This is a genomic window from Nostoc sp., assembly GCF_036917195.1.
In the GTDB taxonomy this organism is placed as follows: Bacteria; Cyanobacteriota; Cyanobacteriia; order Cyanobacteriales; family Nostocaceae; genus Nostoc.
Genome location: NZ_JBALDG010000069.1, coordinates 1 through 26,629, shown reverse-complemented (window position 1 = coordinate 26,629; position 26,629 = coordinate 1). Strand labels below are relative to the sequence as shown.

Genomic DNA, 26,629 nt, shown 5'->3' with positions numbered 1-26,629 from the left:
TTTGGTGGTGGCGGTGCTGGTGGCGGCATGCCATCATTTGGTGGTGGCGGTGCTGGTGGCGGCATGCCATCATTTGGTGGTGGCGGTGCTGGTGGCGGCATCCCGTTCGCTTAGTAGCGACAGTCATTAGAATCTTTGGAACAATGATGAGTCTTTCAGTACATACTATGCTAATTGACTATGTTATGGACTGAAACTCTTTATTAGTAAGGACTTTAGGCAAGATTTTCTGTCAGAGTTACAGGAAAAATGATTAAAGCCTTTATTTAGAGAAATTTTGGGTTGAGCAAATTCATACTTGGCGTAGCATGTACTGAAGACTCGAAAATTTTTTAACTAAAAATTGGAGAATTAGTACCGATGGAAGCGTCTGCTGTCAATTCCATTAATGGTAAGGTTAATACCTTTAGTGCCCCTGGCGATCGCAACCTGTATAGCAATAGTTCCTTTGCTACCAATAGCAGTTTGTATACTGAAGGCAGTTTATTGACGGGTGGTAGTAACCCCTTTGCTGGTAACAGTGCCATTCCAAGTGGCGGTAGCAACCCTTTTGCTGGTAACAGTGCCATTCCAGGTGGCGGTATCAACCCCTTTGCTGGGGATGCTGGCAGCAAGCTTCAGCAATTAATCTTTGATCGCTTGAAGTTAATTCTGGGTAAAAATTTTTTCCAGGACACTAATAACACATTAGCAAATGGAAGTAACCCATTTCTAAACGGTGGCAATACCACTGCAATTGGCGGTATCAACCCCTTTGCTGGCAACAGTAGCCCTATAGCAGGTGCTGGAAGTTTACTTCAACAATCGCCTTTCGATCCGTTGAGAGAAGTTCTTGGTAATAATATACCCTTTAGTAACAGTGGCAATACGTTTAATACTGGTAGTAACCCTATTACTAATTCTGGTAGCCCACCTTTTAATAAGGACAATGCACCCGTTGGTAAAAGCAATAGGAACTTTGGTAGTAAGAACGCAACCATTGGTAATTTTAACTCGGACTATGGGAGTAACAGCGCAACCATTGGGAATGGTAACTGGAACTTTAATAATGACAACGCAACTATCGGTAATGGTAACTGGCTATTTGCAAAGGGTAACACAACTCTTGGTAACGGTAACTGGTATTGGGATAACGGAAATAATAACGCAACATTAGGTAATGGTAATTGGCACTTTGGGAGTAACAACACAGCCATTGGAAATGGTAATTGGGACTTCGGTAGTAACAACACAATTATTGGTAATGGGAACTGGGTTTTTACAAGTGGAAATGAAATCATTGGTAATGGCAAATGGTTAGCGGATGGTGATAACGCAGCCATTGGAAACATCAATAACCCCAGCCCCAGCAGTTTAGAGTTATTTCCACAAGGAATCAAAACTGGTGCTAACAATTTGATTGACTCCCTTATAGGTAAGATAGGTCAAAATTTTCTTGGGTTAACAGGAGATTTTGATGTATCAAGTAGCCAGACGTTTAATCGGCTCATCTCTTCTAGAAGTGTTGGTATTAATGACACTAATATATCTAAAGATATTGAGCAACTTTTGGCATCACTCAGCCCAATTCAAGGGAATGTGATTGATTATCAGTCTTTACAAAACCTTCAGTCTGTCCCAGAACCTACTTCTTCAGTGTCACTGATAATAATGGGACTTGTGTGTTTGCTGTTGTCAGTGTTCAAAAAACAACAAAACTCAGTAGACCAAAAAGTTTTGTGAGCGTCAAAAAAGAGTAATTTACGATCCAGTTTTGGAAGAGTATAAAAAAGTTTATCGCTTTTGATAATTAATTTATCAAGATTTAGGTTACAGGTACTGGCTTGCGGGACATCAATAAAACCTTATACTAGACACAAATCTTGTTATTTTACAACCATCCATTGCGTCACAGGTGCCATTGCTCGCCAGCCCAAAAATTTACCAATAGGTTCTGCTCGTTGAATTGCAACACGAATTAAATCACCACCGACTCGTTCATGCCATTGAAATAAAGTTTGCTCACCCTCTACCGTCACAACATTTGCCACCAAACGTCCACCAGGCCGCAGTGCTTCCCAACAAACATCAAAAAGTCCCGTTGCTGTCACTCCACCACCAATAAAAATGGCATCTGGTGCAGGCAAGTCTTTCAGGGCATGGGGCGCTTTACCTTCAATGATTTGCAGATTTGGAGTACCGAGAGTCGCGGCATTATCGGCAATATATAGTAGTCTAGACAAGTTTTGTTCGATCGCGATCGCCCGACACCGAGCATGGCTTCGCATCCATTCAATAGAAATCGAGCCGCAACCCGCGCCCACATCCCACAACAATTCTCCCGGTGTGGGTGCCAAAGCTGCTAAGGTGATTGCCCTAACTTCACGCTTCGTTAACTGTCCATCGTGGTAGTAGGCGTTATCTGGTAATCCTGGTAACTTTGGTAAAGGCACAACCCCAGCATCAGCAATACAATAAACTGCGATCGCATTCAAAGCAGCAAGTTCGTTTTCATTCCAAGATGCAGCTGTACCTTCCACAATTCTTTCATGAATGCCACCCATGCGCTCCAATACGGTGATTTTGCTGCCACCATAGCCGCGATTTGTCAAAATTTCGGCAACAATGGCGGGTGTGTCCTTCCCTTCACTCAAAATCAACAGCCTAGCTTTCGGATAAATGTAAGACTGGAGTAGGGAGGATGGACGACTATTCAAACTCAAGGTTTCTACCTCAGTTAAAGACCATCCAACCCTGGCACAGGCGAGGCTGAAGGCTGAAGGTGCGGGAATAATCGTCATTTCTGAAATGGGAATTCGCCGCATCAAGGTAACACCAATGCCGTAACACATCGGATCGCCGCTTGCGAGTACGCAAATTGATTCACCGCGACGCTGGATGATTTCCTCAACTGAGGCGCTAATCGGGGATGTCCAGATTAGTTTCTCACGTTGGTTATCTGTAGGGAGCATTGCCAAATGGCGATCGCCTCCCACAATTACTTTAGCTTGATCGACAAGAGAACGAGCGATCGCGCTTAAGCCCTGTAATCCATCTTCTCCAATACCGACGATAGAAAGCCATTTCTGTGTCATGCTAATTCATGATTCATACTTTATCGGCGATTACAAACAAGTAATCTCCTTGATTGTTTTCATATTTATTGACAATCTCTGTAATGCGTCCTGTGTTAATATCTGCTGCTAGGCTTTCACACCCTGCTGCGATTTCATCCGCAGAAGCTAGCAAAGCAAAGGTAGAAATTCCAGAACGCACATTCTCGTCTAAATATATTTCCTGACGATGTTTTCCACTATATAAAAACAGGTCTTGTAAGTTTTCCGAAATAGAATAAGGTTTGATATGTATTGATTTAAAACCTGCCTCATTGAGAGCATATTTGACCTTTTCTAAACTTGGCATCTGTTCAGCAAATTTATATATAGCCTCTGGAAAATATTCGACTAACCAATATTTATTTATTTGCTCAGGTGTGGCAGTAAATAATACAAAACAACCAGCAGGCAAGACACGGTAAATCTCCCGAAAAGCAGGAGTTAATGCAGCAAAATGATGTATTACTAATGTGCATAACACTCCAGAGAAAGTCTCATCACCATAAGGTAACGCCTGAGATTCTGCAACTTGCCAAGCTACAGCATTACTCTTATTCGTAGCACTATCAATCATCTGTTTTGAGTGGTCAACTCCATACCAAACACCACCATGTTTTGCCAAAGCTAGTGTGTAATTTCCAGTGCCACACGCCACATCTAGATATGAGTAATCTGATTTTAGCTGAAGGTGAACAGCTAATTGGGCAGAAATTTCAGGGTCAGCGCGACGAGTCAAATCATAGCCTTTGCCAATTTGCTCATAAATAGCCATTTATTGAATTTATCACAAATTTTTAATATATAGTGAAGTGAACAGTCAACAGTTATCAGTAACTATTGTTCACTAGTTACTGATAACTGTTATTGGTGTAGTGTTTCGCCAAGAGATAAAATCAATAACTGATCAATGTTAAACCAGTATTGCTGTTGCTTTCACAGTAAAAATTTTCTTAATCACATCTTCTACCACTTTATCTGGCGTAGAAGCACCAGAAGTAATTCCCACGACAATTTCTCCATCTGGTAGCCAGTTTTCTGTAGTTATTAACTGCCCATTTAATTGCCGATGTTCTATCGAATCTCCTGATTTAATCCGTTCAACAGTATCAATATGATAGGAAGGAATTCCCCGCTCAAAAGCAATTTGTTGTAATTGAGTAGTATTCGATGAATTAAACCCACCAATTACTACCATCAAATCTAAATTATGTTCTACTAGCTCTAACATTGCATCTTGCCGTTCTTGAGTGGCGTCACAGATAGTGTTAAAGCTTTGGAAATGCTGATTTAACTCAGTAGGGCCATACTTTTGCAACATAGTCCGCTCAAAAAGCTTGCCAATTTGCTCAGTTTCGCCTTTAAGCATCGTAGTTTGGTTGGCAATGCCAACTCTTTCTAAATCCTGATCGGGATCAAATCCTGCTGAACAAGCTTTAGCAAATTTCGTCAGAAATTCTTCACGGTTCCCACCATTGCTAATATAGTCAGCAACATATTCTGCTTCTGGCAAATTTAACACTATTAAATACTTGCCAGCAAAGGAACTAGTAGCGACTGTTTCTTCGTGCTTATATTTACCATGAATAATGGAAGTATAATCGACTCTTTTGTGTTTTTCTACTGTATTCCAAACTTTAGATACCCAAGGACAAGTTGTATCAACAATTTTGCAACCTTTATCGTGAAGTATCTGCATTTCTTGAACGCTAGCCCCAAAAGCAGGTAATATGACTACATCACCAGTGCCAACAACAGAAAAGTCTTTATTCTTTCCTTCAATGGGGATGAATTCTACCTCCATCTCTTGCATCCGCTGATTCACAGAAGGGTTGTGGATAATCTCGTTAGTAATCCAAATGTGTTCTGTGGGGAAGTGCTGACGGGTTTCGTAGGCCATGGCCACAGCTCGTTCTACACCCCAGCAAAAGCCAAAGGCTTGTGCTAGTCGGATCGTCACGTCACCTCGTTGTAGGGTGTAATTGCGATCGCGAATTTCTTGAATCAAGTTACTCTGATACTCAGATTGCAACTGGGTGGCAACTTCTGCTTTATGACCAAAGCCCTTGCGATTGTAATTCTCTGAATATTGCAGGCTGCGCTTAAAAGCTTTTGTATCCATTTGATTTGTCTACTTAAACCACTATTTTTTATTTTCTCGCGCTAAGAGGCGATTTATACACAGTTGTCTTCAAAGATATTACTTCTTTTTGTGCTTTACCCTTTTTCCCTCGAAGGACGTTAACGCTGGGGTTTTAATTCGATTTCGCTATAAATCTGCAATGCAGAACGCCAAACTATATAGCCTTCAGGGCTTAAATGTAAGCCATCAGTAGTAAATTCGCGGCGGAGATTACCTTGCTTGTTGGTAAACAGGGGATATAAATCGAGATATTTGACACCTTTTTTGGTAGAAATGCTTTGCAGTTGCTGATTCAACTGGCGAATGCGACTATTGGCAATAGTCTGGAGTTTCTTTCGTCCTTTCCAGGTTGCTTCCTCTGCCCCGTGTGGCAAAATCGATTGGACAATAATTTGGGCTGTGGGATGCGCCTTTCGTAGGTAATTGATAATTTGCTGCTGATTATCTAAAATTACCCTATCGCTCATCCCCCCAATTAGGTCATTAATGCCAATCATCACAAAAATTAACTCTGGCTGGGTGCGGTCAAATATCTTCAATCTTTTCAAAAGTCCATTGCTGGTTTCGCCAGAAATTCCTTGATTAAGCCAATTTTTACCTTCGGGTAATAACTCTGGGGGAAACCACAGACTCAAAGAATCTCCCGCCAATATGCTTAAATGCGGAGTCCGTTGGTCAGCAGCTACCTTGGCTTCTTGCTCAAGGATGTTTACCCACTCCTGGTAAGTGAGTTGGTGACGGCGACCTAAATCAGGTGTAACAACTTGGGATGAGTTGTTCAGGTTGATTGGCTCTGGGGATGTTGTTACCCCAAAAAAAGCGGTCAATTTCTGCTGTTGCCAAATTAGCAGAATGACCGCCAACATGAGGATGCCGTTGGTTAACAGCGAGAAAAATGCCCAGATAGGAAAGGTTTTTGCTGAAGTAGACACGACTAGCGAAATTTACCAATTATTAGAATCAAATTTTAACGCTAGCGATCGCAAATTACACAATCTTAAACTGGGGAAGCAAACAGAAAGTCTTCCTTGCAAACTCTTAACTCAGCACGGGCTAAACCATAGCTATCCGCTAACAGCACTCCTTACTAAGTGGGACGATCGCCAAACTCGGAGTTGTAACCTTCTTCACCATGTTCGTTGATATCCAAACCTTGCAATTCAGCTTCTTCTTTGACTCGCAGACCGACTGTAGCATCAATAACCTTGAGAATAATCCACGTACCAACACCTGCGATCGCATAGGCAACGGCAATTGCTACTAGTTCAACTCCCAATTCACCAAAATTACCCCGCAGCACTCCGTCTTTACCTCCTCCGTTGACTTGAGTCGTGGCAAAGATGGCTGTTAAAATCGCCCCCACTGTACCACCAACCCCATGCACAGGATAGGTATCTAAAGCATCGTCAATTTCTAGCTTGTGCTTAAAACTCACAGCATAGAAGCAAACAAAGGCGGTGACGAAACCAACTAAAATCGCTGATAGCGGTGTCACAAATCCGGCGGCGGGAGTGATGCCCACTAAACCAGCAACGGCTCCTGTAGCCGCTCCCACGGCAGTCGGTTTCCCCCGTAAAACTGCTTCCAAAATTAGCCACATTAAAGCCGCCGCCGCCGCCGCTGTATTGGTGGCAACAAAGGCTGTTGTTGCTAAATTTGTGACTACATTACCAGAAGTTCCACTGGCAACAGATAAGGCACTCCCAGCATTGAAACCGAACCAGCCAAACCACAGCAAGGCAGCACCCAGCAAAATGAAAGGAACATTGTGTGGAGGGCTAAGACGATCGGGATGGGTTTTCCGAGGCCCAAGGACGATCGCAGCTACCAGGGCTGAAACGCCAGAACTAATATGAACTACTGTGCCACCTGCAAAGTCGAGGGCACCCAAACCACCAGCCAAACCCAAGAATCCACCTTTCGCCCATACCATATGGGCCAGGGGGGCGTAAACAAAGGTTGACCACAGCAGCACAAACAGGGAATAGGCGCGGAAACTCATCCGCTCAACGATCGCCCCAGAAATTAAGGCTGGGGTGATAATGGCAAACATGGCTTGGTAGATCATGAATGCCTGATGCGGTATCGTTCCGGCATAAGAGACGACTTCCGGCGGGTTTGACCCTTTGAGATAATCGGTTATTTCTAAACCGACATTATTCAACCCCAACCATTGCAATCCACCGATGAACGGTAAACCTGGCGCGAAGGCAAGACTATAGCCCCACAAAATCCAGGTAACTCCCACGATCGCCATCAACACAAAGCTCATCATCAATGTGTTTAGGATATTGCGCGATCGCACAAATCCACCATAGAAAAACGCCAATCCTGGTGTCATTAGCAGCACGAGTGCTGCTGAAATCAGCATAAATGCCGTATCTCCAGTATCAGCAGCAGGCGGCGCAGCAGCTGGGGTTTGGGCAAAAGCATTGCCCATCAGCGGTACTCCCAAAATCAGTAGGGTCATAGCCCCAATCATTACAACTTTCTTCAACACTTGTTTTTCTTCCTAAGCACCAATTATTTGTATACTTCACTACATTTGATTACTTTTAGTTAGACATTTTTGTCTTAAAAGATACTTAACCTTAATTTTATGCAAATGTTAACAAAAATATAATCCTGATTGTAGTTGCCAAGATTTAAATAAGGGTGTAATTATGCAATAATTGCATCTTTTTTTGTTTTTGAAGAATAATATTTTATTCAACCGCTACAAAATTCAAAGTTCTTAGTTACCAACTGTTACAAACCAAGATCCTTGTGAAAATGGATAATTATTCTAAATTATCAGATAATTTGCCCAAATATCAGCCCTAAAAGGACTGAGAGTGTCAATTAAGTTCTGGGTGCAAACATGATAATTAAAACACTCGCCAAAGCAAAACTTGCTCCTATTAGGTCGTAGCGATCTGGAGTTATCCCGTCTACCTTCCAACCCCAAAGCATTGCCATTGCGATAAACACGCCACCGTAAGCCGCATACACTCTGCCAAAATTTGTCGATTGGAGAGTTGCAATAACCCCATAGAAAGCTAAAGCAATTCCACCCAATATGCCCCACCAGAACGGCTTACCTTCACGCAACCACAACCAGACTAGGTAGCCGCCCCCGATTTCAAATAAACCAGCCCACAAAAAATACAGCAAGGACTTAATCATTTGACTGATTTTTTAATAAGGTCGAACTCAGTGAAATTACGCTAACGCTTTTAACTAAACTATTGTCATTAATTAAAGTAAGTTTGTTGAACTGGGCATTGGGCATTGGGCATTAGGCATTGGGCACTTGTACTGAGCCGCGTCGTTGGCGCAGCCTCTCCAAGAGTTGTGTTGGGCATTGGGCACTGGGCATTGGTTCCCCTGCCCCTCTACCCCCTGTCCCCCTGGTTACTGAGCGCAGTCGTTGGCGCAGCCTCTCCAAGAGTTGTATGCTCCCTGCCCCTCTGCTTCTTCCCCAGTCCCCAGAATGTAGATAAGGCTCAAGGATGAAAGCACCATTACCTGAGAACGAAGTACAGAGAATCGAGACGCTTTTGCAGTATAAAATCTTCGATACGCCATCTGAAGGCGTTTTTGACGATGTCACCTGTTTAGCCTCGTATATTTGTCAGACTCCTATTGCTTTAATTAGCTTAATTGATACAAACCGTCAGTGGTTCAAGTCAAAAGTCGGAATGGAAGCCCAAGAAACACATCGAGATTTGGCATTCTGTGCCCATGCTATTCTACAGCCTGATGTTTTGATTGTGCCTGATGCAACAAATGACCAACGGTTCGCCGCAAACCCACTGGTCACTTCTCACCCAAATATTCGGTTTTATGCTGGTGTACCTCTGATTAATCCTGAGGGATATGCGCTAGGAACACTTTGCGTGATTGACTACGTACCACGAGAACTTACTCCAGATCAGATAGAGGCATTACGAACCTTAAGTCGTCAAGTCATTAAGCAACTGGAATTGCGCCGAAATTTAGCAAGTTTGATACTTGTGACCAACAAAGACAAACAGACGCAGAGGGTACGCAAGCAATTTTTCAAAAGGATTGTGGCAGGTTTCAGTTTGGCGTCGGCAATTTTAGTTTTGATTGGTGTGGTTTCCGATCAAAATATAAGAGTATATACTAATAATGGCAGTATAGGAAAAAATACTTCTAAAAAAATTAACAGTATAGAAGAACTACTGTCCCAGATCAAGGATGCGGAGACTGGGCAAAATGGTTATATCCTCACTGGAAAACAAATTTATCTCAAACCTTATCAAACAGCATTTGCTAAGGTGGATCAAGAAATTGCCAAACTGAAGAGTTTAACAACAGATCAACCGAACCAACGACAGCAGATCACAACGCTTGAATCTCTGATAACGGCTAAAACTCAACTCAAACAGACTATCGACTTGCGCCAGAACAAGGGATTAGAGGCGGTATTGCAAGTAGTAGTGAGAAATAATCAACAAAATCTCATGGATGATAGCCGCAAGGTGATCAATGAGATGGAAAACGAGGAAGGGGGACGACTCCAACACACGAGTCGCAACACAATTCTGACATTTGCGATCGCCATCTGCGTAAGTTTTATCGTTGTTGCTGTAGTCTACTACTTCATCTATCGTCAGGTGATTGAGCGCCAAAGGAAAGAAGAAACCTTAAATCAAGAACGCAACTTTATCTCAGCAGTCCTTAATACAGTTGGCGCGTTGGTAATAGTTTTTGATTCTCAAGGGAAAGTCGTTCGCTTCAATCAAGCTTGTGAGCAAACAACAGGTTACTCCTTCGATGAGGTGAGGGGTAGGTATTTCTGGAGCTTGTTCATAATTCCTGAAGAGGTGGAGTCAGTCAAAGCAGTTTTTGAGCAATTGCTAACTGGTGGAGGCTTCCTAGAGTACGAAAACTATTGGGTAATGAAGGATGGCAGTCGGCGACTGATTTCCTGGTCGAATACCTTCTTAAAAGACTATGAAGGATCAGTGGAACACATTGTTAGCACTGGCATTGACATTACTGATCGCAAACGATCTGAACAGCATCTGACTGCACAATATGCTGCAACCCGCGTTTTAGCGGAGTCCGCCACGACGGGCGAAGCTACTCACCAAATACTGCAAGGGATCTGCGAGAGTTTGGGATGGGATTTGGGTGAAATTTGGATGGTAGATCAGCAAGCAAATGTGCTGCGTTTTCTCGATATGTGGCATAAAGCATCTCTTGAGGTGCAAGAGTTTGAAGCACTGAATCGGCAAACCACCTTTCCACCAGGAATTGGACTACCTGGTCGGGTTTGGGCTAGTTCTGAACCTGTTTGGATCACTGATGTTGTTAAAGAACTCAGTTTCTCCCGCTTCAAAATTAACGCTCAAGTAGAATTACAAGCAGCTTTTGGTTTTCCAATCCGCAGCGGTCACAAAATCCTTGGTGTCATTACCTGCTTCAACCGTGAAATCCAGCCACCTGACCAAGATTTAGCAAAAACGATGAATTCGATTGGCGAGCAAGTGGGGCAGTTTATTCAGCGTAAACAGGCTGAAGAAGAAGTACAACGCCAAAACTTGCGATCGCAACTATTTACCGAAATCACCCTCAAGATTCGCCAGTCTTTACAAATCGAAGAAATTCTCCAAATCACTGTCGAGGAGGTGCAAAAGATTCTCCAGACTGACCGAGTTTTGATCTATCAGCTTTTGCCAGATGAGTCTGCACCCACCGTTATTGAAGCAGTAGTCTCTGGCTTACCAGCAATCAAAGAGCAAAGCATCACTCCTCCCTACTTCCAAGCGGAATATCTACAACAATACTATCTACAGCAGTACCGTCAAGGACACGTTTTAGGGCTGGCTAATTTGGATCTGCTGAAAGTCGAACAAAGCCATCTGGAATTAATGCAACACTTTGGGGTAAAAGTCAATTTGGTTGTGCCCATTCTTGTTAAAGAAGAACTTCGCGGTTTGCTCATAGTTCATCAGTGTGATGATTCCCGCCACTGGTCTAACTTTGAAACTGATCTTTTGCGGCAAATAGCCGACCAAGTAGGTATTGCCTTAGCCCAAGCCCAACTATTAGCAGCAGAAACTCGTCAGCGATAAGAACTTGAAATTGCCCGTCGCCAAGCCGAATTAGCTTCTCAGACTAAAAGTGCCTTTTTGGCAAATATAAGTCATGAAATTCGGACTCCGATGAATGCTGTATTGGGAATGACCAGTTTGGTATTAGATACTCCCTTAGACGCAGAACAGCGAGATTTTATTGAAACAATTCGGAGTAGTGGAGGCGCCCTTTTAAGTTTAATCAACGAGATTTTGGATCTTTCCAAACTTGAGGCTGGAGAGATGGCTCTTGAAACTCTAGATTTTGACCTATTCACTTGTGTGGAAGAAGTGGTGGAATTATTGGCTCCCTCAGCTCATAACAAGGGATTAGAAATTGCCGCCATGATTGAGCACAACGTCCCCAGTCACCTCAAAGGAGATAGTGGTAGGCTGCGGCAAATTCTCATGAACTTAATCAGCAATGCAATCAAGTTCACTAGCGCTGGCGAAGTATTAGTGCAAGCCGAATTGCGTTCGCTTTCCTCCACTACAGCCACCATCCATTTTGCCATCACAGATACAGGTCTTGGCATTAGCCCTGAAGACCAACGTAAACTCTTTACGCCATTTACCCAAGTTGATGCTTCTACGACTCGCAAGTATGGTGGTACCGGTTTGGGATTAGCCATCTGTAAACAACTGGTGACCTTGATGGGAGGAGTGATTGGGGTAGAAAGTCAGATGGAGAAAGGATCTAAGTTCTGGTTTGAGGTGCTTTTTACAAAGCTTGCCCTGCCTGTTTTGCCAAAATGCGAACGCGGACTTTTACACAATCGCCGCTTGTTAGTGGTGGATAACAACGCTACTAATTGCAAAATTATCTACCATCAAGCTACTCATTGGGGAATGCATGTAGATCAAGCTGACAGTATTGCTACGGCCCTCAAAGTTATTCAGAAAGCTTGTGAGCAAGGAAAATCCTATGATGTCGCCTTGGTTGATATGCAAATACCCCAAACAAATGGCATGACTTTAAGAGAACAAATTAAAGCCAATTCTGCAATTGCTGAGATACCTTTGATTATGATCATCTCTACTAATCAACGGGATCAAGTGCAGCAGGCGCTCCAAATCGGATTTGCTGCTTATTTGGTCAAACCCATTAAGCCATCACGACTGCGCGATACCATCATGACTATTTTAGAAACTGTGCCGGAATCAGAACAAGGGGCTAGAGGCTCAAGGCTAGAGGCTACTGAAGAAATCCAGAGTACAGAAACTTCAAGCATTCTTACTTCCTCTTTCCCTTACCCCTCTACTAAATCCAAATTAAGAATTCTGTTAGCTGAAGATAATTTGGTGAATCAGAAAGTAGCCTTGAAGCAACTCCAGAGTTTGGGCTACAAAGCCGATGTCGTTGCTAATGGAAAGGAAGTTTTGCAGCTATTAGAAAAAATTCCTTACGATTTGATTCTAATGGATTGCCAAATGCCAATTCTCGACGGTTTGGAAACCACAAAAGAAATTCATCGTTGGCAAGAGGACGCTTTTGCCCTGCGTCGTCGTCCTGTGGTGATTGCGATGACGGCTAATGCAATGAAAGAAGACGAACAAATGTGTCTAAATGCCGGAATGGACGACTATCTGAGTAAGCCAGTGTTTAAAGAAAAATTAGCTGCGACTCTAGAGCATTGGACAGGCGTGATCTTCTCACAACAAAAGGCAGTTGTGTATGAACAGACAGTTTCCACTGACCTAGCAATTGATTGGGAACACTTGCATCGGATATCGGGAAATGACGCAGAATTTGAATTAAATCTATTGCGAATATGCCTTGAAGATATTAAACCCCGTTTAGAAATAATTATTGCAGCGATCGCATCTCATGACTTTGGGCAAATTCTGCGAGAAGCTCATCACCTTAAAGGTGCTACTGCCAATATTGGAGCTACAGCTATATACCTAGCAGCTGACAAACTAGAACAATTGGCTTACCATCAAGAGCTTAAAGATACTACTAACTTAATTTTAGAGTTAAAAGAATTTGTCAACTGCATTCAAGACTTTTTAATCAGAAACAAAGTAACAAATTAGACATTATTACCCATCAAAAATGATCGGGCATAAACCCGCAATTAAGATGCAAAAACAGCCTTGATACAGCCGCATAAATAGATAAAGTATAGATTATTGCATTAATTACTTAGATAAAACTTGGATAAAATCTTCCTACGTCTCCAGCAACTTTAGATGACAGGTTTGCTGATATAGTAACTGATACCGTCAGTACTTGGCGATTTATGATTATTCAAGAGGTTTTATGAAACGCTTAATTTACATCATCCCCGTTACTGCAATTGGCTTACTGACATTGGTAGGATGTAACAGCGATCAAAAATCTACTACCCAGACTCCTGCTACCACTCAAACCACTGGGGAGACAACAGCATCCAAAACTTCTGGTACTACGCAGGGAGGTTTTGATCCTTTGGTCAGTGTAGTTTCAAATACAAAAACTGCGGTGCAAGCCGGAAATTTTGACAAAGCTCAACAGGAATTTAATAAGTTTGAAAATTCTTGGTCTAAGGTTGAGGATGGTGTCAAAACTAAATCTTCAAAAACCTATAATGTAATCGAAGACACTGCGACCCAGGTGAAGGGTGCGCTGAAAGCAAAAGATAAAGCGAAAGCTCTTAAGGGGTTACAAACACTTGACACAAATATCGTCACTGTTTCTAAAGGGTGAGGGAAAACTAACATACAGCAGGAGTTAAACAATTTTGGATTTTGGACTTTGGCTACGCTCAGTTGAACGATTTTAGATTGACCCCATGTTTCTAGATAGTTGCTCTGAATAAATAATTTTAGATTTTGGATAATAGAATTGTTTTCGTGTTTAAATTCGGGGGAAACTCTTACAAGACGCGTAAGGGACAGACCTTTTTAAATTTTGAATTTTGAATCTTTGAATTCCATTATCCAAAATTTAAAATCTAGAATTCAGTCAAAAGGTAGGAGACATTAGGAGAACAAGCTTTCTATCTGGCTTTGAGACAAACAGTTCTGTACCTGATCAACTTGCAAACTGCTATAGTTTCCACTGGAGATTTTGGATAATGCGTTCATTTCGCAAGTACCACCGGACTCTGGCGATTATTTTGGCTTTACCGCTTGCTGTAACATTGTTAACTGGTATTGCAGCTACGCTGGTAGGTGAGTGGTCAGCTAACCTTGGAGTTGGGCGTAGTCTACTGCTTTCGATTCATCGTGGTGAAATCTTTGGTTTACAGGGAATCTACCCGATTTTGAACGGACTAGGACTATTGGGATTGTTAGTTACTGGATTAAGTATGACTAGTTTGTTTGGTAGGAAAAGGTCAAAATCTGAGAAGGATTAGAAAAGACATAACTTTACTCAAGAGCGATCGCATCTTTTAAGATATAAAAACAAGTAGGTTCCCCTGCGAAAGCAATTGTGTAATCAAGGCATAATTCATTGTCTCCAGTGCTGCAAAACCCATTGCAGAAGCTGTTTCTAGAGGTATTCATACTGCTTCATAACGAACTGGAATTTGGACAGACATAACCTTTTCATTTCTTTGACAAGCTCCTGTAACATCAAGCTCTTAACTTAAAACATATTAGTTTTGGCGAAATAATTATCCGTGATCACAACGAGAAAATCTTGACCAATCTTTGAATTTCACCTTTTAAAATCAAGCTAAAAACCGATTCCAGTCACAAGTCACCTCAGCAACTTAATCATCCAAAATTAATAATTTCATTATAATTTGATTTCTGAATGTTACACTAATTCTCTGGGATTGAAATTTATTTACCTCTAAACCAACAAGTATTTCTGAAGGTTCAAATAACTATGAATAATCTATCTTTCCAGTCTCTAGAAGTAAACAATAAAAATGAAAAATATTTATCTACTGTTGATCCAGTGCGTACTTATCTTCGTGAAATTGGACATATACCTTTATTAACTAATGAGCAAGAGATTAATTTCGCCAAGCAAGTTCAACAAATGATGGCTTTACTTGCTGCAAAAGAAAAATTAGCTATTCAATTAAAACGTCAACCGACACAACAAGAGTGGCTTGAAAATATAAATATCGGTGAAAAATCACTGCTGCAACAGCTACATCAGGGACATCAAGCCAAGCAGAAAATGATTCAGGCTAATCTGCGACTTGTGGTGTCTGTTGCTAAGAAGTATCAAAGACATAACCTAGATTTCCTCGACTTAGTTCAAGAAGGAAGTTTAGGTTTAGAGCGAGGAGTTGAAAAATTTGACCCTACTAAAGGGTACAAGTTTTCAACTTATGGCTATTGGTGGATTCGTCAGGCAATTACACGAGCGATCGCCGAACAAGGACGTACTATCCGCTTGCCTATTCATATTACAGAAAAACTGAACAAAATCAAGCGTATTCAACGTGAACTAACTCAAAAACTAGGTCGGACTCCTACCGCAGTTGATATCGCCGAAGAACTATCTTTAGATCCTAAACAAATTCGAGATTATTTCCTCTTAGCACGTCAACCTGTCTCTCTAGAATTGCGAGTTGGCTCAGAAAAAGATACAGAATTACGAGATGTGTTGGAGGATGATGGACTCTCCCCAGAATTATACACTGACCAAAAGTTTCTCCAACAAAATATTCAAATCTTATTGTCAACATTAACTCCCCAGCAACGAGAAATATTAACTTTGCGTTTTGGTTTAACAGATGAAAAGGAACTTTCTTTAGCGGAGATTGGTCAACGTATGGGTATTAGTCGAGAACGAGTAAGACAGATAGAGCAACAAGCTTTGGGTAGTCTACGAAAACAGAAGGATAAGATACACAACTATCTAGCTAGTTAATTTGTAATTCGTAATGGCGCTCTCTACGATACGCTGCGCGTAGCGTCTCGCAGGAAGAGAGTAATTAAGTTTTGTAACGGAGATTTACACCTCGCCACAAAACTTGCTGCTTCTTAGTTGCTCTTTACTTAAAGCTTGAGAATTTGGTAAATTCTGATGGGCGATGTCTGCGACAAGCTGCTAAGAGCGTCTACGCAATTTACAAAAACAGAGATTGAATAGTTAGATCCTTTAGAGTGATGGTGAAGTTACGCTGTTCTGCTGTGGCAATGAATGAGACGATCGCTTCACACGCCACAGCCACGGTTAATATTACCAGGTTTTGTGCCAGCGGATAATCACAGACATCATCATTAATCTCGGAAGGAACGCGATAAACGCCATTCCAAATCACTTCTGCATAATCAGCCGATAGCCCAGCATGAAGACAAGGAATGCTTAATTGTTCAGCATAATCTTTCACTGCTTGACGCGCCACGCTATTGTCAAAGACATCGACAATTAGCTGGCTGTCTTTGAGTAGTTGATTTGCATTTGCTGGTGTCAACTCCTTTGTTTTGGCATCAACTTTAGTACCAATTGCTCGATATAAATTATTTGCCAATATTTTTGCCTTAAACGCTCCAACATCGGAACGGTAGTAAGGTTGAGTTGAAAGGTTACGTTCCTCAATGCGATCGCGATCAATCACTGTAAGTTTATCAAAACCAGACCGAGCTAAGTTTTCAGCAATGTTAGCTCCTAATGCTCCAGCGCCACAAATTGTTACAGAATAGTTTTTCAACTTTGCCATCACAGTATTGGTGCGGTAAAGCTGCTCGTGAAAAAAGATACTCATAATAATTCGTAATTAATTAGTCCGATTGTTCTCACTACTCTTGTTGTTCTATTACACCCACTAATGATTGCAAGTCAAAGTCGCGATCGCGTCCACTCAGACAAATGCCAGAACTAACAACAGTCAAATCAATTTTAGCGATCGCACTACTATGGCGAACACCATCAGCAGTTGTCCAATCGACTGTCCAGTAATCGCTGCGATCATGGAATTGATTTAATTCACCGCCACCCATCTGCAATGCTTTTCTCAGTCGCTTTTCATCCTGTTGGGGTTGAGTAAAGCCCTCAATCCGCCGAGTTGCTAATTCATACACTGTGCGGATTTCTGGAGTAATGCCCTTAAACTGTAATTCCTCAGCAGGAGTGAGTTGCTTGACGGCAGATTGCAGAGTTTCAGAAATTGCCGGATCGCTACGGCGATCTACTTCCTCGAACCAGCAGGATTGTCCATTCCAACGGGTAATGATTTGCTCAAAGGTAACGCCTTCGGTTACTAGATGCACTGCGATCGGCTTAACTACCTTCAACCGTTGACGTATATCTGCTTCATTCACGGGGTATGCTAGCCAGGTTTGTTTCCGCAGTTGGTGTGCTAACCGCAGCCGTATTTGGGGAAAGTTTTGTAGGTATTCCGCAATTTGGGGGAAGTCTGCTTCTTCTACAACCGTTGCTGTCTTCTCATCCACAGACTGAAAAATACCCCAACCTTCAAATTTACTAGGCTTTGCCGTGAAGGTGTAAACCATCCCGGCTACCCTTGTGCGAACTCGTCCACCTTTAACACAAGGCGCAAGGAATTGGGTATCAGACAACTGTGCTTCTGCGATCGCAATTTGGTTAATTAGCTTAAATATGTTAGTCATAACTAATACCAATTTTCAAAAATAAGGCTACCAATGCAACCTTAAAAACTATGGTAAAATCTAACTTTCTTAATTACGAATTAATATAATTCTGCGTGCAAGTTGGTGGAGCATTGCGTGTTCTCAGTTACTAGAGGGACTCCGCTGGTGAGTTGTTACACACTCTTTCAAGGATGGCTACTTTTTAGCCTACCTCCCAGGTTCTTCGCACTCCCCGTTCACACACACCCACTGTATTTGACAGTGTTACTTTTCCTCTCGTACTAGTATGTAGGCTTCAAAAGTTAGGGCACGCAGGATATTATTATATTACAATATAATACAACACTTTGCTCTGGGGCGATTTCCTACATTTTTAATTAAATGTTCATGTAAATCATGGATGGATTATTAGTGTGATCTTTGCCACTTAATGTACCTTATTTATGTTTATTTAATTACAAACTTAACCAGATAGGTATTCTAAAAGTTCGGCAGTCGCTGCGTTTTTCATAGTTCTAGCTCTAACAGCCCCAACCTGATGAATATTATTAATTAAATATTCTTCGTCTAATGACAACAGCGATTCGATAGTGGTTACTCCAACTCCTTTAAGTTTTTCTTTTTGCCAATCGGTTATATCAAGAACATCAATACTTTGCTGAAGCTGCATCCTTACTATTATGGCAATTTCCTCATCTTGAACTTCTTGGAGATTTTGCTGAGGCAAGCTTTGGTAAGCTGGATGAGTTGCTCCAAACTCATTAAATCTTCTAATATCTAAATTTCTACCAAGAACTTCAGAATAAGATTGAGGATTGGGAGCAAGAGATAAGATACAGCCATACTTAATCTCATAACGAGATCCAATTTTTGAATGGCTATTTCTTACACCATCATCTATTTTTCTAATAATTCCCGTATAGCAGAGAAGACGAAGTGCCTCTTTAACCATTTCTGGCACATCTTTATGAATCCAAAAGTAAACCGTCAGTTCTTCTTTACCTTCTTTAATTTGCCATTGATTTTTGTTGTGAATTGCTGTTAAAATATGAGTTTCTATAAAATTTCTGCCCCAATCTATTAAAGCTTTATGGCCTATGTATTTCTCACCTAACTTCGTATGTTCAGACCATATATCAGCACGGTAATAGTTTCTAACTACAGATTCTACCTCTGAAGTATTCACTTTGTTACTCTTGGAGAGAGTTTTGAAAAGAATTCTTGGGTTTCCACTAGCCGAAAAAGCCAGAGTATTAAATAAACTTCTTTGCTTTTCAAAAGCAATTTTTACTGGTTCATCTGCTTGTTTTTGAAAAATCTCCCACATAAAATCAAGATAACCAGCTTCTAGAATATCTCTTTCAATTCGCTTAAATGTAGCATCATGAGTTATCTCAAAAAAACTACCATAATGAGTTACTCCAGGATATACGGCGGCATTACATGAGATGTAGGGCGATCTAAAATCGCGAAATAAAGTAAAAAATTGTCTTTGTTGTTCTGGTCTAAAAACATGGGCCGCTTCATCAAAAAAGAGACTAATTCGTTCTAAACCTAATGTTATACAAATATCTTCAAAGGCATCTCTTACATCGCTAATATCGGGTATGTTAATTATATTTACTGTATTTCCTGGATTTTGGTAGGATTTTTCATAGTTATCTATAATCTGCTCCAACTTAGTCTCTAATCGAGTTTGATCCTGGTTTGTATTATCTGAAAGGAGAGAACAAGCATACGAGCTAACTATAAGTCCTTTTTTACGTAATTCTTTTAAAACCTCTCTAATCACTTTAGTCAGCATCCAATGCCTGAACTGTAATGGATCTGAGGTATGAACTAGAGAACTTCCTCGGAAAGCAACATAAACTGGTAGTATTTTTAATTCACTAAAACTGTTTTCTAACTCGATTCTGGCAACAGCCATCAAGAAAGATTTTCCAGTGCCTCTACTTCCTTCTAAAACTGTAGGTACAGGTGATTTAAAAAGGTTAACTATCTCTCTATCTATCTGACTACCAACGAATAAATAAAGAACTTTATCAGCTCTAATGTCCTCAGTTCTATAGTAAAAGCCTGTCGTCATTTTCCCTCTACTGCACCACCAAAAACTAAGCGGATTTCGGGTATGTATTGCAATTCATCCATCACATGAACTTCAATTTTGTGTAATTTTTGCGGTTCTATCTCCTTTAAGTATCTCATACTCAAAAGGAAGTGACAAGCCAAGCTTATCAATTGAAACCTTTGTCTATATTGTTCAATTAAATTTTCATTCACAGACAAACTTGGTTTTTCTCGATTCCAAGTTGAGTAGTTACCATGAACAAATTCAGAAAGTTCTCTATAAACAGAATTAGCCGTATTGCGGTGAGCATCGATATGAGTAGATAATTCAGGAAAGAATACATTAGAGAATCTCTGAGATAGAACACCATTATTTTCATCATTGATTGTTTGCCATTTTAAATCTCTTGAACCATTTTTCCATTCAAGGTATTCTAATCTGTAAGCAGAAAAGTAGACAGATCCGAACAAGAGTTCTAAAGACAGCCTAAGAGAGGCGAAAGATTGTCTATACATCCCAGACAGCAACGATAGACAACTAAATTCTACTTGTTCAAGAGAATAATCAATCATCTGCTTTTCCTGACTGGATGGAATAACATCCAGCCACTCTTGAATTGAGGCTGAGTAATCATACAGTTTTCCTAGAAAATTACAATGATTAACAGATTCTTCAAAAATCGTATGGGTTGCTTCACTAATAGTTTTATAATATTCTTTTGCATTCACGATGGCCTCACAAGAGCTAGTTATATTTTCATTCGATTAGCATTTGTTCGATGTAATCTTTTTTTCAAGTTTTTTGGTTAACCTTTATAAAATAGAACTGCTTACTAACTTTAGCTAATGAGCAGTTTTGCTATTATAACCTCACTTATCCTCTCTTACAGGCAACGGCATATCCAAAATATCCATCAGCAAATCCAGACGAGAGGGACGCGTTAGGAGTGGGACGAGGTTCGGCAAGCTGTAGTAATCACCCGCGAAGGTGAACGTATCTACAGGTGCTTGCTGCTGCTTTAGTTGACTCTCCACCCAGTTGTAATGAGTACCCACACGGACAATCACCACATTGGGCATTATTGCCAACTCCCGACAGTAGGTCTTGTAGACTTCACCGAAGTAAGGAGCCGCATTTTCGCCCTCATCCGTCACTATGATAATCTGGTCAATTACCTGCTTTTTCCGCCGCATTGCTTCCAATGCACAGCCGATGCTAGTGCTACCGCCTGCCTTGATGTGCTGGAAAGCACGCTCCCAGTCGGTCAACTCCTTGCCCTTTGCCGTAATAGCGTAAGGAATAGTGTCAAAGGCGTAGACAAACAGTTCTGCCTGAGTGATACCAGAGATTAAGGCAGCGAGTTGCAAACCTGTCGCGATCGCATTTTCCATTGAACCAGACTTATCCACCAGTAAAGCAGTTGGACGAGCGATCGCACCGCGCCGTTTCACCTGTTCGTTAGTCACTTTTTCCAGTTGGGCAACGGTGTCTGCGTCAAAATCTGCGGCGTCTGCGGCAATCTGTGCTTTGAATGCTGAGACACGCGCACTCTTAGAGGCTGATTCCAGCTTGGAATCAATCAGCTTCTTGACTTGTGGGTGATCCATTGCACCTCTAGTCTGGAGCGATTTGAGGTTATTGATCGCTTCTTGGGGAGTCATGCTGTTGATTAACGCCACCAATACAACTGGTGTGAGTTGGTTGATAGCACCAATTGCGATCGTATATGGAATTTTGAACTCCACAATCAGCCGTGCCTGTTCTGCTGCACTTTCTGCCTTAGCAAGCTGTTTTAACATATCTGCTAACGAACCCTCTGGTGGAGTATCGCGAAACAGAATCGCATTTGCCCGCTCATTTGGCTTGATGTGCAGTGAAGCATACAAGTGCTTCATTGCCTTACGACCTCGCAAGGCAGCACGATCAAACAGAGCCGGATTGCTCTCTCGTGTCTTCAAGTAACGCCGTACCGCAGTCCGAGCCGAACGAGGCAGTTTATTCTGCTGCTGCTTCATGAAGTCCACCACACGAGCCACTTGATAGGGAGGAAATTCTTGCAGCATCATAAATCCAGCATCTCGGTGTTCAATCAAATTGCTGGTTAACAAATGAGCAACAAACACTTCCTTGTGGTCGCGGACATCACCATGAAGCTGATACCAAACGGCCAGATGTCCATAGAAAATGGGATCGAGTTCAACAATTAACTGATGAATTTCTGCGACTTGCTCAAGCTGGCGATGAGGAGTTGTTAGCAAACTGTTGAGCATTTCCAAGCGCAGGTCACGTTCTGCGGTGTTCATTATGAACCTCCTCTAGTTGTGATGGATGAGGAGACAGATGTTGCACGCGGGGCGATCAAGTCACCGCGCAAGTTGTAGAAGCATTGTGTATAAATTTTTCAGACTTATGTAAGCTTCTGCGATCGGGGCGCGGCAACAACTGCCAGTTTTGATGTAAGATATCGAAATCGTTGATATTACTCCCTAAAAGTAGTAACTGCGTAAGCTGCCATCATATCTGCCGCTATTGCGACAGCACTTTTTGAAAGCAGCGACCAGAACCACAAAGACAAAGGTCATTGTTACCAAGCTTTTCTTGTAGTTCCTTGTTGCCATGAACAAGGCGGTCGCCACGTTTAACAGCTTTTTCAGATGGGTAGCCACGACGACGTTTACTCGATGGTTCAGATACTTAGATTTATTTATTGGTTTAATCAGGTAGGGATTCAACAATCCATCCTGACTTGCTTCCTCAGTGATTTTGTGTAATTGCTTCTTAAAGCCAGTCACCTTTTTGAGGCTAATTTTCATCCCACCGCGAGGACGCTCAATCACAATCTCGCTCAAACAATGTTCGCTCATATCTCATGTTGTTTAAATGCAGTTGTACTAATTGAGTTGTTATTAAACATGAGTTAGCTAACATCATTGAACTCACCCTATATTGAGTAAAGGTTATAGAAAAATACCATTTAAATAATTTAAATTCCGCACAAGTTAGCAAAGCAGTTTTCACAATTGCCTATACCAATTTGGCTACGCTCCCATCAAAGGGAGCGACAGGACTTGAACCTGCATTCCGTTGCCGGAGTGTGTGTAAGCTTCACAAGTTAGGGCGCGGAATAAAATTATGCGGTTAGAAATGAAGCAAAGGCTTATGTTTTAAACTTTTTTCCCTCCTGCCTCCTTTAACCATAGACAGCTTCAGGGCGGATGATCAAATCACCACTGGGACGGCGATCAATTACGTAAACACAGAGGCGATCGCTATTCACATCTAAATGCCGAGCAACGCGCTCCTTCACTGCCATATCATTCATCCCTGCTGCAATTCCCAATTGTGTTTTTGGGACATCAACGGAACGTCCTTCAAATCGAATATGAACCATTGCAATCACCTCTTGTTTTAATTACGAATTGATATTAGTGGATCTGATCGGGATTGAACCGATACCCTCCCTGTGAGAGTTACACTCACACCTCGTGCGAGTCGAAAAAGCTGTGGTGACACACGCAGGAATCGCACCTGCAACTTATCGTTTTAGAGACGATCGCTCTACTATTGAGCTAGTATGTAAGCTTTTTCTGTCAGGGCACAAGTGACATCTGGGAACTCTACCCTTAGAGCTACAGACCCAAGGCAGGCATAATTGCGATGCTCTTATTCAGGCGATGTAACTCGACTTGCTAAGGAAGCGTCTACACAACTTCAACCGCAGTAAAGTCTGGTGGAGCCGTCGGGAATTGTAGGCTTTGCCTTCCCGTTCGCGCTAGCGTTGCGTAGCAAAGGGTACCCGAATCCTGCAACCGTCCGTTTGTTGGCTTCGGAGCAGTCGAACACCAATCGCGGTCCCAAAAATGGGCACTACCAAAGGAAGTTACTAAGCTAATCCCCGGCATCTATGCAATTGTCAAGCTTCCAAGAGGTTTTTGCTTTGCCTTTTGAGGAGGCTTTTATCTTTATACTACAAATGTAGTATAAAATCGCCATAATGTCAAGGGGATACTACAAATTTCGCATTCCAATGCGAAATTTAGATTCTGTCTTCTTTTAGAAGAGAGGCTTCGAGGCTTACTCCCCAACGCTAGTAGGAAAGGGGCTGGGGGGTTAGGTTTTTTTTATAGTCTACTCAGCTGAAAATCGCGCTTATTGCGAAATTAACTGCGGTTATCTATCTGAGCGCGTTGCAAACTTCCAGAAAAGTCAACATAAACACTTTTCCATTCCGTGAAAACATCCATTGCAGTAGTTCCAGCCTCGCGGTGTCCGTTACCGGTTTGTTTCACACCACCAAAGGGCAAGTGTACCTCTGCACCAATAGTGGGGCCGTTAATATAGGTGATACCTGCTTCGATGTCGCGCATGGCAGTAAAAGCCCGGTTGATATCGCGGGTGTAAACTGAAGAAGAAAGACCGTAATTGCTATCGTTGAGAATTGCGATCGCTTCCTCAAAGGAGCTAACTTCAATTAATACCACCACTGGCCCAAATATTTCTTCACGGGCAACTCGCATATCAGGAGTTACATCATCCAAAATAGTTGGTTGAAAGAAATAACCGTTTTTCAATGAGCCTTCACTGGCAATCTCTCCACCAATTAAAACCTTTGCTCCTTCCTCACGGGCGATATCTAAATACTTGCTCACCTGTTGGAGTTGCTTTTCATTGACAATCGGGCCAATATCTATATTGGGGTCAGTGCCAGCACCCAAGCGTAACTTACTGGTACGCTCATAAAGCATAGCGGTAAATTTTTCTTTGATATCACGATGCAAAATCAGGCGACTAGTAGCCGTACACCGTTGACCAGTTGTCCCAAAAGCACCCCACACTGCACCATCTAAGGCAAGTTCCAAATCTGCATCTTCCATCACCACTTGGGCATTTTTACCACCCATTTCCAGACAGACACGCTTGTGAGTGCGTCCGCAAGTAGCGCCAACAAAGGCACCCGTTTCTGAAGAACCAGTAAACGATACTAAATCTACATTGGGATGCTCAACTAAAGCTTTCCCCGCCTCTTCTCCCACACCATGCACCAAGTTGATCACTCCTGGTGGTAAACCTGCTTGTTGGAAAATTTCAATCAATTTAGTTGCACAGGCGGAGGTATCTTCGGCAGGTTTGAGGATGACTGTATTGCCACATACCAAGGCTGGCATAGCTTTCCAGCAAGGAATTGCCACTGGGAAATTCCAGGGAGTAATTAAGGCACAAACTCCTATGGGCATTCGCACAGTCATGGCGAATTTATTGGACATTTCCGATGGTGTGGTTTGCCCGAATAGTCGCCGCCCTTCGCCAGCACTGTAAAAGGCACAGTCAATACCTTCTTGCACATCTCCCCTGGCTTCTGTCAAGGGTTTACCCATTTCCCGACTGATTAACTGGGCAAGTTCTTCTTTATGCTGGAGTAATATTTCCCCGACGCGAAAGATGTATTCTGCCCTAGCTGGGGCCGGGACTGTGCGCCAACTGTGGTAGGCTTTCCGGGCGGCGGCTACCGCTGTATCTACATCATTAACTTGGGAACGCGGGAATGTGCCAACGACTTCGGTTTTGTCAGCAGGGTTGCGACTTTCTAAAGTTACTTCCCCTACAACACTCAACCATTGACCGTTTACATAATTACGGCAAGATAGCGGAGTTGTCATCTTGAAAATCTCCGGCTGATGATCCACTGGAACTTGTGTATTAAGTTTGCTTGCTTTCTAGGTTATCCGCTAGTCTGAAAAATTGGTGTGAGATAGAGATATCGATATAAAAATTAAGGCACTAACGCCAAGACACCCACAGGAGAACCAGAACCACCACGCAACCGAAGAATCCCGATCGCTAGAGTAGTACCTTTTGGTGGCAACTGATCCAAATTGGTGAGATTCTCCAACACAATCCGCGGTTGTTCTAAAACCAGGCGATTAGTAGCAAAACTGTTATCTTGTCCAGGATCTACACCATGAGTATCAATTCCTACCCCAGCAATTTGCCGTTCATTCAGTAAAAATTGAGTCGCATCACTACCAAAGCCCGGAAAGTGGGCAATTCCTTGAGCATCATGATTTAGGAATGCACTTTTATCCGACCACTTGTTTTGCCAACCAGTATTCAGTATAACTACGCAGCCAGGAGAAATTTCACCGTATTGTTCTTCCCAAGCCACAATATCAGCAATAGTCAGGGCATAATCAGAATTAACCGCTGTGGCTTGGCGAATATCTATGACTACCGCAGGTAGAACCAAAGATTGGGCAGGGTATTGGTCAATTCCCATACTATAGCTATGAAAGCTGTTAGGGGCGTTGATATGGGTAGCGCTATGTTCTCCCAAGGCGAAACGCCGCAGGTAATAGCCATCATTATTCAGTTCAGCCACAGTTTCAAATTCCACTGTGGGGTCGCCAGACCATTGGGGAATATCTATGTCAATTACATGACTTAGGTGGATAACGTGTGTGTAGGTGATACTATTTTGACTTTGGGGTTGTATCATCCCAGCCTTCTATTTTATTTATACTCAGGGATTTTTTCAAAGGTGCGACGCCGATAGCGAAGCGGTAGCGATAGCGCAGGGTTAGCGATAGCGCAGCGTTAGCGATAGCGCAGCGTTAGCGATAGCGCAGGGTTAGCGATAGCGCAGCGTTAGCGATAGCGCAGCGTTAGCGATAGCGCAGGGTTAGCGATAGCGCAGCGTTAGCGATAGCGCAGCGTTAGCGATAGCGCAGGGTTAGCGATA

19 protein-coding genes, 1 pseudogene and 1 other annotated feature are annotated in these 26,629 nt (G+C 42.3%); of the genes and pseudogenes, 5 read left to right on the top strand and 15 right to left on the bottom strand.

What is annotated here, in order from left to right:
* Positions 1-360: 360 nt before the first annotated feature.
* A complete protein-coding gene (locus tag V7K40_RS22960; protein ID WP_334963778.1) occupies positions 361-1,722 on the top strand; it encodes a hypothetical protein in 1,362 nt (453 codons plus the stop codon).
* A gap of 143 nt (positions 1,723-1,865) precedes the next feature.
* Here V7K40_RS22960 and cbiE read toward each other — a convergent pair whose 3' ends face one another.
* The 6 genes from cbiE to V7K40_RS22930 form a co-directional block, all read right to left on the bottom strand.
* A complete protein-coding gene (gene cbiE / locus V7K40_RS22955; RefSeq protein ID WP_334963776.1) occupies positions 1,866-3,074 on the bottom strand; it encodes a precorrin-6y C5,15-methyltransferase (decarboxylating) subunit CbiE in 1,209 nt (402 codons plus the stop codon).
* Positions 3,075-3,087: 13 nt separating this feature from the next.
* Positions 3,088-3,867, bottom strand: coding sequence for a methyltransferase domain-containing protein (locus V7K40_RS22950; RefSeq protein ID WP_334963774.1), 780 nt, complete (start codon positions 3,865-3,867; stop codon positions 3,088-3,090).
* 138 nt (positions 3,868-4,005) lie between these two features.
* Positions 4,006-5,214: a 4-hydroxy-3-methylbut-2-enyl diphosphate reductase gene (locus V7K40_RS22945; protein ID WP_334963772.1), complete on the bottom strand. Its 1,209-nt coding sequence runs from the start codon at positions 5,212-5,214 to the stop codon at positions 4,006-4,008.
* 119 nt (positions 5,215-5,333) lie between these two features.
* The gene (locus V7K40_RS22940) at positions 5,334-6,167 is read right to left on the bottom strand and encodes an SGNH/GDSL hydrolase family protein (protein ID WP_334963771.1); all 834 of its coding nucleotides are present in this window, start codon (positions 6,165-6,167) and stop codon (positions 5,334-5,336) included.
* A 155-nt stretch (positions 6,168-6,322) separates the two neighbouring features.
* Positions 6,323-7,735 (bottom strand): ammonium transporter, encoded by a 1,413-nt coding sequence (locus V7K40_RS22935; protein WP_334963769.1) that lies wholly within the window; start codon positions 7,733-7,735, stop codon positions 6,323-6,325.
* A gap of 341 nt (positions 7,736-8,076) precedes the next feature.
* The gene (locus tag V7K40_RS22930; RefSeq protein WP_334963767.1) at positions 8,077-8,400 is read right to left on the bottom strand and encodes a YnfA family protein; all 324 of its coding nucleotides are present in this window, start codon (positions 8,398-8,400) and stop codon (positions 8,077-8,079) included.
* A 326-nt stretch (positions 8,401-8,726) separates the two neighbouring features.
* Here V7K40_RS22930 and V7K40_RS22925 point away from each other — a divergent pair.
* The 4 genes and pseudogenes from V7K40_RS22925 to V7K40_RS22910 all read left to right on the top strand — a co-directional run bounded on the left by V7K40_RS22925 (position 8,727) and on the right by V7K40_RS22910 (position 16,140).
* Positions 8,727-13,358: pseudogene (locus V7K40_RS22925) on the top strand (GAF domain-containing protein).
* 226 nt (positions 13,359-13,584) lie between these two features.
* Complete coding sequence (locus tag V7K40_RS22920; protein WP_334963765.1) at positions 13,585-14,010, top strand: DUF4363 family protein; 426 nt, start codon at positions 13,585-13,587, stop codon at positions 14,008-14,010.
* Between the two features lie 370 nt (positions 14,011-14,380).
* On the top strand, positions 14,381-14,662 hold the full coding sequence (locus V7K40_RS22915) for a peptidase (protein WP_273763151.1): 282 nt from the start codon (positions 14,381-14,383) through the stop codon (positions 14,660-14,662).
* Positions 14,663-15,141: 479 nt separating this feature from the next.
* Complete coding sequence (locus V7K40_RS22910) at positions 15,142-16,140, top strand: RNA polymerase sigma factor, RpoD/SigA family (protein ID WP_334963762.1); 999 nt, start codon at positions 15,142-15,144, stop codon at positions 16,138-16,140.
* A 199-nt stretch (positions 16,141-16,339) separates the two neighbouring features.
* Here the strand turns inward: V7K40_RS22910 and V7K40_RS22905 are convergent, their stop codons facing one another.
* The 9 genes from V7K40_RS22905 to V7K40_RS22865 form a co-directional block, all read right to left on the bottom strand.
* Positions 16,340-16,978, bottom strand: coding sequence for a ThiF family adenylyltransferase (locus V7K40_RS22905; protein WP_334963760.1), 639 nt, complete (start codon positions 16,976-16,978; stop codon positions 16,340-16,342).
* A 34-nt stretch (positions 16,979-17,012) separates the two neighbouring features.
* Complete coding sequence (locus tag V7K40_RS22900) at positions 17,013-17,843, bottom strand: hypothetical protein (protein WP_334963758.1); 831 nt, start codon at positions 17,841-17,843, stop codon at positions 17,013-17,015.
* 144 nt (positions 17,844-17,987) lie between these two features.
* Positions 17,988-18,043 (bottom strand) — a sequence feature (23S ribosomal RNA rRNA prediction is too short).
* A gap of 245 nt (positions 18,044-18,288) precedes the next feature.
* Positions 18,289-19,911: a hypothetical protein gene (locus V7K40_RS22895; protein ID WP_334963756.1), complete on the bottom strand. Its 1,623-nt coding sequence runs from the start codon at positions 19,909-19,911 to the stop codon at positions 18,289-18,291.
* Positions 19,908-20,621, bottom strand: a complete 714-nt coding sequence (locus tag V7K40_RS22890; RefSeq protein WP_334963754.1) for a hypothetical protein — start codon at positions 20,619-20,621, stop codon at positions 19,908-19,910. Before V7K40_RS22890 ends, V7K40_RS22895 begins: the two co-directional genes overlap by 4 nt.
* Before the next feature lie 141 nt (positions 20,622-20,762).
* Positions 20,763-22,196, bottom strand: coding sequence for a hypothetical protein (locus tag V7K40_RS22885; RefSeq protein WP_334963753.1), 1,434 nt, complete (start codon positions 22,194-22,196; stop codon positions 20,763-20,765).
* A 183-nt stretch (positions 22,197-22,379) separates the two neighbouring features.
* Positions 22,380-22,757 (bottom strand): hypothetical protein, encoded by a 378-nt coding sequence (locus tag V7K40_RS22880; RefSeq protein ID WP_334963751.1) that lies wholly within the window; start codon positions 22,755-22,757, stop codon positions 22,380-22,382.
* A 326-nt stretch (positions 22,758-23,083) separates the two neighbouring features.
* Positions 23,084-23,284 carry a hypothetical protein gene (locus V7K40_RS22875; protein ID WP_334963749.1) on the bottom strand — a complete coding sequence of 67 codons (201 nt, stop codon included), beginning with the start codon at positions 23,282-23,284 and terminating at the stop codon, positions 23,084-23,086.
* A gap of 769 nt (positions 23,285-24,053) precedes the next feature.
* On the bottom strand, positions 24,054-25,550 hold the full coding sequence (locus tag V7K40_RS22870) for an aldehyde dehydrogenase family protein (protein WP_334963747.1): 1,497 nt from the start codon (positions 25,548-25,550) through the stop codon (positions 24,054-24,056).
* A gap of 113 nt (positions 25,551-25,663) precedes the next feature.
* A complete protein-coding gene (locus V7K40_RS22865) occupies positions 25,664-26,386 on the bottom strand; it encodes a cyclase family protein (RefSeq protein ID WP_334963745.1) in 723 nt (240 codons plus the stop codon).
* Between the last annotated feature and the right edge of the window lie 243 nt (positions 26,387-26,629).